At 64.4% G+C, this 15674-nt stretch carries 16 protein-coding genes; 7 read left to right on the forward strand and 9 right to left on the reverse strand.

The window, feature by feature from the left end:
- The first annotated feature begins 109 nt into the window (after window positions 1-109).
- The 7 genes from kynA (at window position 110) to ACIRCZ_RS09345 (ending at window position 5932) form a co-directional block, all read left to right on the forward strand.
- Window positions 110-970, forward strand: a complete 861-nt coding sequence (gene kynA / locus ACIRCZ_RS09315) for a tryptophan 2,3-dioxygenase (protein ID WP_402852173.1) — start codon at window positions 110-112, stop codon at window positions 968-970.
- Window positions 967-2097, forward strand: a complete 1131-nt coding sequence (locus ACIRCZ_RS09320) for an amidohydrolase family protein (protein WP_402852176.1) — start codon at window positions 967-969, stop codon at window positions 2095-2097. Before kynA ends, ACIRCZ_RS09320 begins: the two co-directional genes overlap by 4 nt.
- The gene (locus tag ACIRCZ_RS09325; RefSeq protein WP_402852179.1) at window positions 2094-3413 is read left to right on the forward strand and encodes a kynureninase; all 1320 of its coding nucleotides are present in this window, start codon (window positions 2094-2096) and stop codon (window positions 3411-3413) included. Before ACIRCZ_RS09320 ends, ACIRCZ_RS09325 begins: the two co-directional genes overlap by 4 nt.
- Complete coding sequence (locus tag ACIRCZ_RS09330; RefSeq protein WP_402852182.1) at window positions 3406-4344, forward strand: PaaX family transcriptional regulator C-terminal domain-containing protein; 939 nt, start codon at window positions 3406-3408, stop codon at window positions 4342-4344. The genes ACIRCZ_RS09325 and ACIRCZ_RS09330 overlap by 8 nt, the downstream gene beginning before the upstream one ends.
- 41 nt (window positions 4345-4385) lie before the next feature.
- Entirely contained in the window at window positions 4386-4646 is a 261-nt protein-coding gene (locus ACIRCZ_RS09335; RefSeq protein ID WP_055898292.1) for a phosphoribosylformylglycinamidine synthase subunit PurS, read from the forward strand.
- Window positions 4646-5344 carry a phosphoribosylformylglycinamidine synthase subunit PurQ gene (purQ, locus tag ACIRCZ_RS09340; protein ID WP_402852186.1) on the forward strand — a complete coding sequence of 233 codons (699 nt, stop codon included), beginning with the start codon at window positions 4646-4648 and terminating at the stop codon, window positions 5342-5344. Before ACIRCZ_RS09335 ends, purQ begins: the two co-directional genes overlap by 1 nt.
- Before the next feature lie 129 nt (window positions 5345-5473).
- Entirely contained in the window at window positions 5474-5932 is a 459-nt protein-coding gene (locus ACIRCZ_RS09345; RefSeq protein WP_402852189.1) for a DUF3817 domain-containing protein, read from the forward strand.
- A 33-nt stretch (window positions 5933-5965) separates the two neighbouring features.
- Here ACIRCZ_RS09345 and ACIRCZ_RS09350 read toward each other — a convergent pair whose 3' ends face one another.
- From ACIRCZ_RS09350 to essB, 9 genes are read right to left on the reverse strand one after another with little or no spacing between them, the layout of a single operon-like run.
- Window positions 5966-6448 carry a DUF5085 family protein gene (locus ACIRCZ_RS09350; protein WP_402852192.1) on the reverse strand — a complete coding sequence of 161 codons (483 nt, stop codon included), beginning with the start codon at window positions 6446-6448 and terminating at the stop codon, window positions 5966-5968.
- On the reverse strand, window positions 6448-6891 hold the full coding sequence (locus tag ACIRCZ_RS09355; RefSeq protein ID WP_402852195.1) for a hypothetical protein: 444 nt from the start codon (window positions 6889-6891) through the stop codon (window positions 6448-6450). The genes ACIRCZ_RS09350 and ACIRCZ_RS09355 overlap by 1 nt, the downstream gene beginning before the upstream one ends.
- Before the next feature lie 30 nt (window positions 6892-6921).
- A complete protein-coding gene (locus ACIRCZ_RS09360) occupies window positions 6922-7785 on the reverse strand; it encodes a hypothetical protein (protein ID WP_402852198.1) in 864 nt (287 codons plus the stop codon).
- Between the two features lie 3 nt (window positions 7786-7788).
- Window positions 7789-9006: a T7SS effector LXG polymorphic toxin gene (locus tag ACIRCZ_RS09365; RefSeq protein ID WP_055898273.1), complete on the reverse strand. Its 1218-nt coding sequence runs from the start codon at window positions 9004-9006 to the stop codon at window positions 7789-7791.
- Window positions 8997-9326: a hypothetical protein gene (locus ACIRCZ_RS09370; RefSeq protein ID WP_055898270.1), complete on the reverse strand. Its 330-nt coding sequence runs from the start codon at window positions 9324-9326 to the stop codon at window positions 8997-8999. Before ACIRCZ_RS09370 ends, ACIRCZ_RS09365 begins: the two co-directional genes overlap by 10 nt.
- A 14-nt stretch (window positions 9327-9340) precedes the next feature.
- Window positions 9341-9610, reverse strand: a complete 270-nt coding sequence (locus ACIRCZ_RS09375) for a hypothetical protein (protein WP_055898268.1) — start codon at window positions 9608-9610, stop codon at window positions 9341-9343.
- A complete protein-coding gene (locus tag ACIRCZ_RS09380; RefSeq protein ID WP_402852203.1) occupies window positions 9607-10065 on the reverse strand; it encodes a DUF4176 domain-containing protein in 459 nt (152 codons plus the stop codon). Before ACIRCZ_RS09380 ends, ACIRCZ_RS09375 begins: the two co-directional genes overlap by 4 nt.
- 2 nt (window positions 10066-10067) lie before the next feature.
- Window positions 10068-14525 (reverse strand): type VII secretion protein EssC, encoded by a 4458-nt coding sequence (gene essC / locus ACIRCZ_RS09385; RefSeq protein ID WP_402852206.1) that lies wholly within the window; start codon window positions 14523-14525, stop codon window positions 10068-10070.
- Window positions 14522-15673, reverse strand: a complete 1152-nt coding sequence (essB, locus tag ACIRCZ_RS09390; RefSeq protein WP_402852209.1) for a type VII secretion protein EssB — start codon at window positions 15671-15673, stop codon at window positions 14522-14524. Before essB ends, essC begins: the two co-directional genes overlap by 4 nt.
- Window position 15674 lies beyond the last annotated feature (1 nt).

Here is a 15674-nt window from a genome sequence, read left to right on the forward strand (position 1 = left end):
CGACGGCAACCACCGGTTACGACTCGATGAACGTGGAGCGGCGCGCAGGGAGCGCGGCCGGGCGAATCCACCCGTTGCAGTTTCGTGACGACCGGTGCAAGAATGCAGCATGGTCGTCGATGACAACACACGCGAGTTCGATCCTGGGATCGTCACGGACTTCCGGCAACGGATGTCGTACGCCTCGTACCTCGACCTGGAGACCCTGCTCAGCGCGCAGAACCCGGTGAGCGAACCAGAGCACCACGACGAACTGCTGTTCATCATCCAGCACCAGACCACCGAGCTCTGGCTCAAGCTCGTGCTGCACGAACTGGAGTCCGCCCGCGACCTCCTCCGCGCCGACCAGCTCGCCCCGTCCCTCAAGCGCATCGCCAGGGTCAAGCACATCCAGCGGACGCTCACCGAGCAGTGGTCGGTCCTCGCCACGCTCACCCCGACCGAGTACGCGGAGTTCCGCGGCTTCCTCGGCAACTCGTCCGGCTTCCAGTCCTATCAATATCGCGCTGTGGAGTTCGTGCTGGGCAATAAGAACCGCCGGATGCTCAGCGTCTTCGAGAACGACCCTGTCGCCCACGCGCTGCTCGCCGAGCTCCTCGACGCACCGAGCATCTACGACGAGTTCCTCCGCTATCTCGCGCGGGCGGGCTTCCCTGTACCGTCCGCCGTGCTCGACCGCGACGTGACGGAGGCGTACGTCTTCACCCCCGAGCTCGTTCCGGTGTTCCGCGACATCTACGAGCACGCCTCGGACAACTGGGCCGAATACGAGGCGTGCGAGGAACTGGTCGACCTGGAGGACAACTTCCAGCTCTGGCGCTTCCGCCACCTCAAGACCGTGCAGCGCACCATCGGCATGAAGACCGGAACCGGCGGCTCGACCGGCGTCGGCTTCCTCCAGAAAGCGCTCGAACTCACCTTCTTCCCCGAGCTCTTCGCCGTGCGTACGGAAATCGGCACGCCGCGATGATGTACTCCGTCGACGCTGTCTGGGACGGGAGCGCCTTCCGCGGCCCGGCCACCTACGAGGTCGACGGCGACATACTGCGCGAGGTGCGACGCGACGGCGACCCCCGCACCAGCGCCCCCGCCGCCATCCACCTCGGCGGCACCCTCATCCCCCGGCTCACCGACCACCACACGCATCTCGGCCTCACCGACCAGCGCGCGCTCTTCACGGCGGGCATCACCGACGCGGTGGACCTCGGCTGGATCCCCGACGTCGCATCCACCTGGTTGTCCGATGACCTCGACCGGCCGGCCGTCGCGATCGCCGGCGCGCTGCTGACCTCCCCCGGCGGATATCCGGTGAACGCCGGCTGGGGTCCGCGAGGGTCGAGCGCCGAGCTGACAGGGCCGGTTGATGCGCGGAATGCGGTTCGTGAACAGGTCATGCTGGGAGCCTCCCGCATCAAGGTCGCCCTGAACACAGAGGCCGGTGGAACCGTGGATGACTCCACCCTCGCCGCGATTGTGGAGGAAGCAGCCGCATCCGGTGTGCCCGTGACGGTGCACGCGCAGGGCGAAGGGCAGGTCGCCCGCGCGATCGCCGCCCGTGCCGCACAGCTGGCGCACGCGCCGTTCACCGAGCGGATCGGCGACGCCGACCTCCTGCGTGCCGTAGCCGCGGGCATGAGCTGGGTGTCGACCCTGGACATTCACGGCTGGGGCCAGCCGACCGCCGCGTTCGCCGTGGCACAGGACAATCTCCGGCGCTTCGCCGCTGCGGGCGGCAGCGTGCTGTACGGCACCGACCTCGGCAACGGGCCGCTCGCGGTGGGCGTCAACCGGCGCGAGCTGGAGGCCATCGCCGGCTGCGGGCTCGACGGCGCGGCCCTCGTGGCGTCGATCGCGAGCGCGCCGGCATCCACCTGGGTCATCGGTCCGCGCTTCGCGTTGGTCCCCACCGCGCCACCGTCCGACCCCGCCGACCTGCCGGCCTGGCTCGCCACAGCGACAGGTCGCACGGTCGCGACCCTTCCGACATCCCCCGCCGTTTCCACGTCGCCGGCCGTCCCCACGTCGCCGACCCTCCCCACGTCGCCGACCCTCCCCATGTCCCCCACCTTCCCCCTGTCCCCCGAGGAGCACGCATGACCAACCCCGCCGGCCCCGTCGACCCCGCCGCCTTCCCCACTCCGTCCGTCCCCTCCGATTTCGCCGACCCGAGCGCCATCCCCGATCCGCTCGCCGCCGCACGCGCGCTCGATGCCGCCGACCCGCTCGCCGCGTACCGCGATCGTTTCGCCGGGATCGACGACGGCACCAGCAGCGTCGTCGCCTACCTCGACGGAAACTCGCTGGGGCGTCCGACCAGGGCGAGCATCGAGCGCATCCACCGTTTTCTGCTCGACGACTGGGGCGGCCGCCTCATCCGCGGCTGGGACGAGGAGTGGCTGGAGCTGCCGTTCACGATCGGCGACGCCATCGGCCGCTCCGTCGTCGGGGCGGCGCCAGGCCAGACGTTCGTCGGCGACTCAACCACCGTGCTCCTCTACAAGCTGGCGCGCGCCGCCGTGGATGCGCAGCCCGGACGCACCGAGATCGTCCTCGACACCGACAACTTCCCCACCGACAGATACGTGCTCGACGGCATCGCCCGCGAGCGCGGCCTCACCCTGGCCTGGATCGAGGCCGACACGCACGCCGGAGTCACGCCGGAGCAGGTCGGCGCGGTGGTCGGTCCGCAGACGGCGCTCGTCGTGCTCAGTCACGTCGCATATCGTTCTGGGTTCCTCGCCGACGCGCCAGCGATCACCCGCATCGCCCACGACGCCGGCGCCCTCGTGCTCTGGGATCTCTGCCACTCGGCAGGCTCCGTTCCCGTCGAACTCGACGCCTGGGGAGTCGACCTCGCCGTCGGCTGCACGTACAAGTATCTGAACGGCGGCCCCGGTTCGCCTGCCTTCGGCTACGTGCGCTCCGGGCTGCAGGCCGACCTCGCCCAGCCGATCCAGGGCTGGATGGGAACAGCGGACATGTTCGCGATGGGGCCGGAGTACCGGCCGGCCCCGAGCATCCGGCGCTTCATTAGCGGCACGCCGCCCGTCGTGGGGATGCTCGCCATGCAGGACACGGTGGCGATGATCGCCGAGTGCGGGATCGACGCCGTGCGCGCCAAGTCGGTGGCACTGACCGAGTTCGCCATCGCGCTGTCCGACGAATGGCTCGCGCCGCTCGGCGTCACCGTGGTGAGCCCGCGCGACGCGCAACGCCGCGGCGGCCACGTGACGCTCGACCACCCGGCGATGCGCGAGGCGACCGCTGTGCTCTGGGAGCGCGACGTGATCCCGGACTACCGGGACCCGGACGGCCTCCGCCTCGGCTTGTCCCCGCTCAGCACGAGCTTCGAAGAGACGTACCGGGGCATCGTGGCCGTGCGGGATGTGCTCGGCGAGCTCACGCATGACTGACACCATCGTGGGGGCACCGCCTCCCAAATCCCCGACTGCCGCACCCGGGCCCTCCGGAGCCGCCCGCGAAGATCTCGAGGCGACCACCGGCAGCTCCACGGCCCTGCTCAGAACGATCGTCGGCGCCGTGCTGCGTCCGATCGGCGGGTGGATGAGCGCGTCCGGGGCCGTCGAACTGCTCGCCGCCCTCGACATCCCCGCCAGCACGGCCCGCTCCAGTCTCGCGCGACTCTGCGCGCGCGGGGTGCTGCAGCGCGAGGCCCGCGGGGATGTGGCTGGCTATGCCATCGACCCGGCCGCGATCCCGATGCTGGAACGCGGCGACTCCCGCATCTTCCGGCGTGTGGATGCGGGCGACACCACCACGAGCAGCACCCCCTGGTGTCTCGTCTCCTTCTCCCTGCCCGAGCGCCAGCGCGCCCGCCGCCATCAGTTGCGCCGCAGACTCTCCGCTCTCGGCTGCGGCACGGTCGCCGATGGCCTGTGGATCGCGCCGGCCGGACTCGAAGCGGAACTCGTGGAGACCATCGGCGAGCTCGGCTTGCGCGAGCAGGCCGTCCTCTTCACCAGCGCCGTCGCGCTCGGCGACCTCGCCTCCGCCCTCCCGCGCTGGTACGACCTGGCGACCATCCGTGCGGCGTGCGACGGGTTCCTGGCGCACCACGCGCATCCACTGGTCGACGCAGCGGATGCGGTCACCGGCCGTGACGCGTTCGCCAGGTGGGTGCGCGCCCTCGACGAGTATCGTGTGATCCCCTACCTCGACCCTGGCCTGCCCGTCACGGCGCTGCCTGCCGACTGGCCGGCCCCCGCCGCTGCCGCCACCTTCGGCGAGCTGCGCGCGCGGTTGGAGCCTGTCGCTGTCGCGTACGCAGCAGCGGTCGCCACCGCCCAACCGCCCCGCGCGGATGAGCACCGCGCTTCACGGTAGAATCGACGCATCCCCCCGGACCACGCGAGCGGAGTGAAGCCTTGCCAACGATCGTTGTAGAAGTCATGCCGAAAGCCGAACTGCTCGACCCGCAGGGCAAGGCCGTCGCCGGTGCTCTCGCCAGGACGGGCAAAGGTCAGTTCACCGGTGTCCGCGTCGGCAAGCGGTTCGAGCTGACCGTCGACGGCCCGATCGACGACGCCACGCGCGCCGCCGTCGAGGAGATCGCGGGCGAGATCCTGTCGAACTCCGTGATCGAAGACGTGGTGGGCATCCACTACCCCGCCGAGGTCGACGCCTGATGCGCATCGGCGTCGTCACCTTCCCCGGCTCCCTCGACGATCGCGACGCCCTGCGCGCGATCCGCCTGGCCGGTGCAGAGCCGGTCGCCCTCTGGCACGGCGAGCACGACCTGCACGGTGTCGACGCTCTCGTCCTTCCCGGCGGTTTCAGCTACGGCGACTACCTCCGTGCCGGCGCCATCGCCAGCCTCTCGCCGATCATGACCGAGGTCGTGGATGCGGCTGGCAAGGGGATGCCCGTGCTCGGCATCTGCAACGGGTTCCAGATGCTCGCGGAGGCGCACCTGGTCTCCGGCGGCCTGATCCGCAACGACCACGGCAACTTCATCCGCCGCGACCAGCACCTCACAGTCGAGAACGCCGACACTCCGTGGACGAACGGGTTCGAGGTCGGCCAGGAGATCGTCATCCCGCTGAAGAACGGCGAGGGCGGCTTCATCGCGTCCGCCGAGGAGCTGAAGCGCCTCGAAGGCGAAGGCCTGGTCGTGTTCCGCTACAAAGGCGTCAACCCGAACGGCTCGCTCGACGACATCGCCGGCGTCCGCAACGAGCGCGGCAACGTGGTCGGCCTCATGCCGCACCCCGAGCACGCCGTCGAGCCCGGCTTCGGTCCAGACACCGCCGCAGCCATGCGCTCCGGCATCGACGGTCTCACCTTCTTCACCTCCGTCATCCGCTCCACCCTCGTCGAGGCGTAGCGCTCCCGCTTTTCATCGAGCCCAGGGTTCTTCACCGCATTCTCCGGATGCGCGGCGAAAGTCCTGGGCTCGACTGCTTTCGAACTTTCGGGTGATTCGCGTGCGAGCGTCGTCGGCGAGGCTGGAAGCATGAAACCCCGTGTGCTGTACCGGACGCTCGCGATCGCAGAGGCGATCACCTGGACGCTGCTGATCAGCGGGATGCTGCTCAAGTACGTGGCGCAGGTCGGCGACTGGCCGGTGCTCGTTGCCGGGTCCATCCACGGGCTGGTGTTCATCAGCTACGCCGTGGCCTCCGTGCTGGTCGGCGTGAACCAGCGGTGGCGCATCCCCGTGATCGTCGTGGCTGTGGCGTCGGCGATCGTGCCGTACGCGACCATCCCGTTCGACCTGTGGGCGGACCGCACCGGCCGTCTCGACGGCGGCTGGCGCACCACCCCCACCGACGACCCGCGCGACCACACCGCCATCGGCCGCATGTTCCGGTGGATGCTCAACCACGTCCCCGTGCTCGCCGTCACCCTGGTCGTCCTCATCGCCGCGATCATGGCCACCCTCCTCATGATCGGCCCGCCCCGCCTGAGCTGAGCCTGCCTCAGCCGTCCGGCATCTGACGGTGCGTCAGCGGTCTGCGTCGGCAGGTGGGCCTGACTCGGTATAGCCCACGAAGACAAGCGCATACCCCGAGACGTCGCGTTGCGGCAGGTGGTAGAAGGGAGAATTGATCTGCCAGTCGTTCGATTCCGCGGTGGCCAGAAGGTGCGCGTAGACCAGTTCTGTCTGGTTCTCGAAGTCGCCTTTTACGACCCCTCTGAGCAGTGGAGACACCTCGAAGTAGGAATGAAACACGAGCCCTTCTTCGGCGTGAAACGTGTGCTGCTGAATGGGAAGGAACATCTCGATGTCGACCAGCTCCTCCATCGGCACGTTATTGAGACTGTAGAAGAAGGGCCCCGTGGGGTCGTAGCCCTTCGCCGCGATCCGTGAGACAAAACGGTCGACGTGCTCTGCCATCTCGCTGTAGTGAAACGTCGCGCGAGACGTGACCACATTCTGGTAGGCCAAACGCTCGTGAGCAGTCACATCGTGAAGCGCAGCTTTCATTACGGGTTCTCCACTTCAACGTACATATCGAGGACGGTCTCGCCATAGAAGTCAAGAATCACGTGATAGATGTTCTTGATCCTCGACCCTCCCACAGCGACCGCATTTTCAATCTCTGGATACGGCACAGGCTTTTCGATGTCGAAATGCCTGTAAAAGTAGTCCGTCCGAATCTCCAGATGCTCATCGAACTCGAAACCGGTGTCCCGGCCGCTGATGAGGTTCACCCGATTGCCCAGGGTCGTCATGATGGTGAACTCCCTCGAATCCGGAAGCGCACGAAAGACCATTGGGCCGGTGGTGTAGTAGCCGTTGTGCACGAGCACGCGCCTGAAATAGTCAGCCGTATCGTCGATAACCTCGAAAAGCTCGTCGCCGTCTCGAAGCTCCATCGTGTAACGCACCACGTTGTTCAAGCTCAACGTACGACGCTTCAGTTTCATGAACAGGGTCCCTTTCCTTCTTGCAGCCACTCACAGCCATAGCGGCAGAACTTTGCCCGATACCCAGACCAGCCCGAACGTCGCGATGACTCCGAACACCCACAAGGCGACCTTCTTGGCCACCCTGCGACGCTCCTTCTTCGTCGCCCGACGGGGACGCTCCTCCCAGTAGTCACGATCCTTCGATTTCAAGTAGGTGAGATACGCGTACTCCACCGGAAGGCTCGGCGTCACAAACGCAATGACCAGCAGCCCAACGGCCCCGAGTGAGTTCGTAAGGTATTGGCCCTGGGTCAGGACGTTCGGCACCACCGCCACCACGCCTGCGATGATCCAGAACGTCTTCGACCTGTTGGACATAGAAACCGCCCCGATGTTCCCCATCGTGCGATTCTCCGAATGCCCCACCCGCAACCGGTGCCGCAGCATCAGCACATGCACCACCGTCGACCCCACCACCAACGCCACCGCAACCAAACCAGCAACACTGAACAGCATCGCAAAGAACGGCTCACCTCTCGCTTGCACGAGCGTCGCCAACCCGAGACACATCAAACAGAGGCTGTAGACCATACAAACTGCCAGGACCGCCATGACACCCGACGAGAACACCTGAAACCGGTACGTCAACGACTTGAACATCCACAGGATGGTGAAGGCTACACAAACCCAGACGATCACCACGTTCACACCGGCGAGATGCAACAAAACCTCATAGCCTCGGTAATGAGGAGGCGGATTGAGAAAGCTGATGTTGAGTGTCACCAATACGGGGATGATTACGAAGGGGAGGCCGGAAAACATGGTTAATGACGCTCGCGAATTGGCGAGGACAATGAAGTAGGCGCGGTTCGCCTCAGCAACAGTTAGCTTCTTGTTCTTCTTCTTTGCCACTGGTCACCTATACATCTGCTTGATCGCGTCTTTGGTTCGATCCGTCGCCGACTTGCCGTCAAATATTTCAGCATTGAAGACCACGCTCATGGCAAGCCCCACACCCGCTCCGATGACGGTTCCGAGCGGGGGCAGTAAGAACGATCCGAAGGCCGCACCTACGCCTGCCGCGGCCGCCGCGCTTGCCAGGTCGACGCCGGTGTCGACCGCGAAGTCTTGGACGTCGTGCCCTTGCACCCCGTCACTGAAGTACCTGTTGGCGTTGGCCCCGACGGTCAAGGCCGTGCCTGCGATACCGAGACTTTTACCTGCTTTGCTGAGCTTGGAGGCGTCTTTCCACCCTCTGAAGTCGTCCACGGGAGCCGCAAGGGCGGCACTTCCGCCAGCCTTGAACGGCCGCTTGTAGTGCTCGATCTTGGTCCCGGTCGCCTTGTTGAAATCTTCGCCCCTGCTATACCGGTGTTTGGTCTTCGGCCTGTACAGGTACCGATCGCCCCATTTCACCCGGCCAGTAGAGTCCACAGCGAGTTTCTTGCCTGCTAAGTGGTCGAGAATGAGTCGGCGCGTCGCGAGAGCACCGAGTCCACCGGCCGTATCACCGACGAACGAGAAGCCGATCTGGGTCTCGTTCAGCTGTTTCAACAGAGCAATGGTGTCGCCGGTGGCGGCTGCCAAATTCTCGAGGCTGTCGAGGAACAATCCATTCGTGCGCGCAGAGAAGTCGCGCAGCGCCTGCAGCTTGGCCTCCAGCTCACGAATATCGTTCTCTAGCTGGGCGAGCACCAACTCCAGCTGACGATTCTTTATCTCCAAGGCATCACCCAATCCGGGCAACGCGGCAGCGGCATCACGGTTGGCCTCGATCTGACGCTCGGTCGCGTCTCGCTGATTCCTCGTCGCCATGAGCTGGGTGTTCAGCTCTTCTTCCTTCAGGACGCCGTACTGGCTGACCTTGGCGTCCTCCTGCGTGTACGCATCGAGATCCTTCTGGATGGATGCGATCTCGTCTTTCGCCCTCGATAGGCAGGGGGCAATGACCTGTGCGAACAGTTCGTCGACCGCCGAGTAGCCCTTTCCGGACAGCTCGCCATCACCCAGGGCGGCAATAAGCCGGGTGCAGGCACTATCTGTGGAATTCAGCACGGACAGAGCTGCAGCGAGATTCGTCGAGAGCGCGTTCTTCACGCTCGTCGACTCCCCCGAGTCGTAATTCAACCCCATGACGTGCCAGCCTTCTCGCGCCGTAGCCGTTCCGACTCGAACTCCGCGTGCGAGCGGATCTCTCGTGCCGTCTCCGCCAGGAGTTCTGCTTGTTCGTAGGCGAGCTGGCCGACATACGAATCGAGCTCCCTTCGCGCGGCCATCCCCTTGTGCACCGAGTGGGTCTTCGCGCCCATCCCGATGCCGGCTTCCTCGAATCGGGCAGTGTTCTCGTGCATGACCTCCCGGTAGTCATCCCACTGCTGTTCGAGAAGGCGAACCGTGGCGATGTCGTCGGCGGCCCGGTTTTCGAGCGCGCTGATCGTGTACTCACGCTCCATGTGCTTATCCGTGTTCATGGCGTGTTTTCCCAGCTCCCTGCGTCGCGGTCGTCGCGCTCCTCGATTTCTGCCGCGAGCGCAGTGACGTTATCTGCCTGGCCTTTGACTGCTGAAACCAGTTGCAAGACGCTTTTCAGCAGTTTGTTTGCGACGTTCGCGCCGTCGCTCATGCTCGCGACGGTGCTTGAGCTGAGAGTCACGTGCTGGCCGTTGCGGTCAAGGTCGACAACCGCGAACCCTGAAACGGCGTCCTGCGCGGCGCCGATGTTTGAAGACAGCTTCACTGTTCACTCCTCCGATATTCGTGGCTGGCTAATGTCCGAAGTTCAGCGAAGGGGTCTGCCAGCGCCGGAGCGCTGTCGTCATCGGCCGGATGGGCTGCTCCTGCTTCCGGAACAACGGTGAGGGCGTCGGTGAACTGCTTCGCCGGCGCAGTGATCCTTCGCCCGTTTTCCATCTGGTCGAGGAGATCCTCGAGAAAGGTTGCATCGGCGTCATCCAGGTAACCCTCGAAGACGACCTCGCGAACGTCGCTGGCCAAGACCGGGAACGTCTCCTGATCGGGGGCTTCGCCGTATGGATGCGGGCCGACCAAGTAGCGAGCTAGGACCTCGTCACGATTGCTGTCCGGCCGAAATGCTCCGCGCGCGAGAACCACGAACAGGCCGGAGACACTCTGGCTTTCCAGCCGAACGACGGACCCCAAGCCCAGGAGCATGCCTGCGAGTTCTAAGGGCATCGCTAACCTTCGCTCTCGTGCGCCATCGGAACGACAATCTGGAAGAGCTCGTCGTTCTTCAGCGAATGCAACACGCTCTTGCCATGGGTCTCCTTCTTGACCGATAGCGGCAGATTGTCGACGAAGCGCTGCGTGCTCAATTCGCCGCCGAACAGGATCTGGCCGACGTTCTCCTTCACCGGCCCGACCATGCCGAAACTGCCGTTCACCCTGGACAAGTGATCCAGCACGATCAGCTGGGCGTTCTGACTACCGACACTCAGGAGTTCAGCGACCTGATCCGTCGGAAGCGTGAGCTTGTCGAACACATCGGTCATGCCGTTGATCACGACGCACTGCCGCGTCTGAGCGCCGTTCTCCACCAGCTCCGTCAAGGCCCTCGCCACCACCGTGGCCTGACCCTTGAGCATGGTCTTTCCAACATAAAGACCCACCGCTGACCCGAGAAGCGGTTCCAGCGTGTTGTGAGCATCGATCACCACGAGATCTTCGCCAGCGGCAGCGCCCAGCATTTGACTGATCAAGAACGGATACAGCAACGCGGCTTGCTTTCCTGTCTCGGGGAAGATCGCCAGGGACTCACCCTGAAACAGCTCGAAGCCTTCGGGTGCGGCACTGCCTTTGTTCAACCCGAAGAACAGCGTGTCCGGCGACGCCTCACGGGGCACATAGCTCCGGAACGCGTCTGGCGTGAGCTCCCGCGGGACCATCGGGATCTCCGTCGGCCGTGCGCCCGTCCAGCTCTCGCCCAGCGCGGCGATCTGCTGTTCGAGGGCTGCGAGCGTCTCGGCGCCGTCCTTGCCGGGTGCGGGGAGATAGAACTGGATGGCGGTGGGGACGTCGATCAGTACCTGACCCCGACCAGGGAGATCGGCCTGGGTCAGCCGATCGCGCCCCATGAGCTGCGCGAGTTCGCTCTCTTCGTTGAGGTAGAGGCACAGCTTGGTCGACATGTTGCTCAGCATGTTCATGCGAACCGCGCCGACACGGCTCGCGCTCATCACGAGGTTCACGCCGAGGGCTGAGCCTTCGCGCAGCACCTGCAACAGCAGGGAATCGATCGCTTCCTTTCGGCGATCGTTCGCGGTGAGGTTGTCGTATCCGTCGAGCACGGTCACGACGATCGGCAGGTCTCGCCCCGTCTTCGCCCGGTACTGCTCCAGGTTCGCGACGCCGGCTTCTTTGAAGCGCTCCTTGCGCGTGGCCAGGAGCGCCGCGATCACGTCGAGCATTTTGCCGAGCTTCTCGGCCTCTTCGAGGGTGACGATGTCCGCTACATGCGGCAGGCCCCTCAGCGGCAGCAGGCCGTTGTTCCCGAAGTCGATGAGCTGCACCTGCACCTGTTCAGGCGTGCTGGTCTTCGCAAGGTTCATCACGAGGGTCTGCAGCACGGTCGATTTGCCGTAGCCGGGGCTGCCGAACAGCACGGTGTGTCCGGCCCGTGCCAGATCGAACTCGTAGTTCTCCTGCGCCTGACGGGCGGGGATGTCGAGCATGCCCAGCGGAACACTCAGGCCGCTGGTGCGGCCAGACTCGGGGGTGGGGATGCTCGCCGGCAGGTTCGGGAGCCACGGCTTATCCGGAGGCGTCAGCGCATCGTCGCTGCGGAAGATGTCGGCGATGGTGTCGATGACTGCTTCCAACTGCGAGGGGAGATCGCTCGTGTCCTTCCCCTGCGTGACCTCTTCGTCTGGGTCGTAGAACAGTTCGTACTGGCCGAGGTCGTTGATCTTGTAGATGCGCTCGTCGATCTGCTCGCTCACCACCGCATCCGGGTCGTATTGCGCACCGGCGTAGCCGTTCTGGAAGAGCTCGTAGACCTCGTTCTGTCCGACTTTGAGGAACCCACGACCCGGGTTGGTGATGTGCGCGGCGTCGGTGGTCTTCAAAAGCTCGTTGGAGTCCTGCTCGCTCGCCATCTTCAATGCGATCTTCGACGTCGAGTTCGCCTCGATCTGATCGTTGACCACCCCGCTGGGCTTCTGCGTTGCGAGAATCAGGTGCACGCCGAGGCTTCGCCCGATGCGCGCCACCGACGTGAGCTCGTCGAGGAACTCGGGCACATTCGCTTTGAGCTCGGCGAATTCGTCGGAGACGAGCACCAGATGCGGCAACGGTTTGGTCGGGTATGTGACGTCGGGCTTCGGGTCGTGCCGCTGCTTGTACAGGCTCATGTACGCGTTGATGCTGTTGACGCCGTAGATGGCGAATTCGCGCTGTCGCTTGTTGAGTTCGGCCGTGATGCTCGCGAGCGCTCGCGCAGTGCCGGCACCGTCGAGGTTCGTGATGGCGCCCATGAAGTGGGGCAGCTTGTCAAGCGTGTTTGCGATGCCCCCGCCCTTCCAGTCGATGATGAGCATTCCGATGTCTTCGGGAGAGAAGTTGATCGCGAGGCCGATGAGGTACGTGGTCAGGAACTCGGACTTGCCCGAACCCGTCGTTCCGCCGACGAGAGCGTGCGGGCCGTGCGCGCGCTCGTGCAGATCCCAGTGCACGTAGTCGGCTTTACCGCGCCAGCCGATCAGGGATGCGATCGATTTGTTCGGTTCGGCCCGGCTCCACCGCTCAGCGATCTGCAGGTCTTCAACGGTTTTCACCTCGTACTGATCCAGCAGGCTCAGCGACTCCGGCACCGCGTTCTTCTCGACCTCGAGATGGTTCAGGTTCGACAGCTTGCGAAGCGAATGCTCAAGATCGTGCGGGAGCGCGTGCGGTGTGAAGGGTGTCGCGACGTACACGCTGTTGTTCGTGGTCAGTTCGCCCCGAACGTGATGCGGCGCCTGGATGAGCGCGGTCACCGTCTCGGGCAGCAGCTTCGCGTCTTCGCTGCACCAGATCACAGTCACCCCGAGTTCGCTCACGTCGTCGGCGAGGAGCTCGTTGATGCCGTGACCGGCGAGGAAGCGGTCATCGGAGATCGTGAACACATAATGCGGCGCGAACTGCGGCATCTGCGTGCCGGCGTCTTTCCGGAGTTGCACGCGCTTCTGGAGGAGTTGATAGAAGCTGTTCAGCACCACATCACGCAGCTTCTCCGTGTGGATCAGACCGCGCATGTTGAGTTCCTGCAGTTTGAAATGCGGCAGCAACCTCCAGGTGTTCCACGTCTTCGCGTAGGCCTCGCGCGAGAGCAGACTCACGAAGTTCACGTCGCGATAGGAGTGGAAGAACGCGGTCTGAAACAGCAGCGACTGCACGTAGTCGGTGACGACTTCGGGCGGCCCGACCAGCCCGATCGTCTGCCCGGAGAGGTCGATCGGGGTCGGTACATCGCGTTGTGTCTGGAACCCCGCTGCGAGCTCCGTCACATGCTGCCCCTGCGCGCTGGCGTCCTTCTCGCTTACGTCCGAGGACACCTTCACCGCAGAAGGGCGATCAGACAGTCCCAGCGAGATGCTCAGAAAGTCCTTGTTGAAACGCTGACGCTCGTAGATTCTCGGGTCATATCGCTCGACCATCTCGGTCAGCTGCAGCGGGCTCGGCTGCTGATACCGAAGCACCTCGCGTTCGTCGTCATACGCGCGGGAGACGTCGGCCACCGTCCGCAGCAGGTAGCGGGTGTAGTCCTCCTCGGCCTGCAACGCCGACGCCTTTGCTTCCTTCTTCTCCGTGACGAACTGGGACACGGTAAAGGAAGCCGTCAGGATGCTCGCGAGCCCCATGCCGATCAACATCAGCGGGTTGTTGCCCATGATCAGGGTCGTGGCACCCATGGCCGCGATCATGGCAAACGGGGGCACCAGCATCCGCATGACGCGGTTCTTCGGCTTGGCACCCGGCCTGTCCGGGCCCTGCAGCGTGAATTCGGCCTCGGCAACTTCGAGATTCAGCTTCGGGGAGCGTCGATAGTCGGGGAAATCCGGGGGGAACTCGCTCACCGGCCGCTGGATCAGCAGCTTCGTGTGATCGAACACGAGGCCGGAACGAAGCTGCGTGATCTTGAATTGCGCTGGGCGCTTCTCGAGCAGGAATCCTTCGGCCAGCACCACCATCCCGGCAACGATGTCGAAGCTCTGCCGATCTGTGACCGCCGCGTCGTTCACGTACACGAGCCGATCGAGCGGGTCGACGATCAGCGATCCATCACGCACGATCAGCAGCGGTGAGTCCACCGCTCTGATACCGGCGTACGGCGCATCTCCGATGACGAACTCCGCGCTCTGGTCGATGGTGAAGAACTCGGTGACGGCGCGAGAAGCGGAAACCACCAGACAGGTGAGGTCACCCACCGTGTGCAGTCCATCGCTGAGGCGATCGCCATCCGCGTAAAGCGCGGCATTGATCACGCTGAGCTTGTGACCGTGATGATCGACGAATGGATGATCTTCAGTGAGCGCGAGTTTGATCGCGCGCTGACCATCGAGCACATACACGAGATACTCCAACCGGCTCGCATCGAGTCGGGAATCGAGAGCCACCTGCCGAGGGGCTCCAGGCTGCTCTACGTCGAACACGGTCATCTTTTCGCCGCCTCAGCACCCGCACCCGCACCCGCACCCGCAAGCTTCGCCGTCAGCTCGTCGATCGCCTTCGCGTAGCGGTCGAGGCGCTCCTGCTTTTTGCCGCCTGCCATCTGGGTGTCGAGCTTGGTCGCCTGATACAGGTCGGTGTATGCCAGCAGCGTGAGCTGGTCGTCGCCGAGGTTCTGCGCGAAATCGAGTGCCTGCTCGAACTCGCCTCGCCCGATAGCGATCCAGTAGTTCAGCGTGACGTCGTCGGATTTCTCGGAGACATTGTTGAGAATGGCCTGCTTCTGCGCCGTTGTGAGATCGTCCAGCTTGATGCTCGACACGGCCAATACGTACTTGGCAGAGGGCGGCAGCGCGGTGGCCGCATAGTCTTCCAGCTCACCGAGCGCCCCGGCGAAATCGCTCGCCAGGAATTTCGCCTGGGCGCCGACGACGGCCGTCTGCAGACGATTCTGGCTCTCGGCCTGCCAAGCGAACACCCCGGCGGCCAGCCCGGCAGTCACGCCGACCACGCCCATGACCCGGTACCAGGCGTAGCGGCGTCTCGAAACGCTCACCCTGGTCGCCACGGTCTCCGCGTGCTCGGCTTTCAACTGCGCATCGATGAATGTGAACAGTTCGGCCGTCGTGGTCGCCTGCCGCACTGAGTTCGAAAAATGATCCCTGAGCCCCCTAGCCCCGTCGAGGATGTGTTCGAAAGCGAGCTTCGGGCGAAAGATCTGGAGCACCATCGCCTGCAGAGACCGGAGGAACATCGACTCGTCGAAAGCCATCGGAGTGAGCATGCCCTGCAAGCCGCAGTGCACCACCCGCAGAAGGTCACCGTTGAGATAGACGTTGTCCGGGTGGACCACCGGCACTCTGAAACTGCCCCGATAGCTGACGAACGCCACGAGCTTCTGCGCCAGAGCCAGACGGTCGCGTCGAGTCATTGCCCGGCTGACGGCATCCCTGAAGCTGATTTCTCCTTCAGTGAGCGCGTAGTCGAGGTTGAGCCCTGATTCCGTCTCGCGCGCATCGACGTATCGCTGGATCACGTCGAGGTACGCCGCGTCGTAACCGTTCTTGGAGACGTCGACACGGAGAGCGCCACCACCGGCGTCAAGCTCGAGGACGTTGCCTTCCAACTCAATACGCATT

The sequence above is a fragment of the Leifsonia sp. NPDC102414 genome, from assembly GCF_044765685.1.
Taxonomy (GTDB): Bacteria; Actinomycetota; Actinomycetes; order Actinomycetales; family Microbacteriaceae; genus Leifsonia.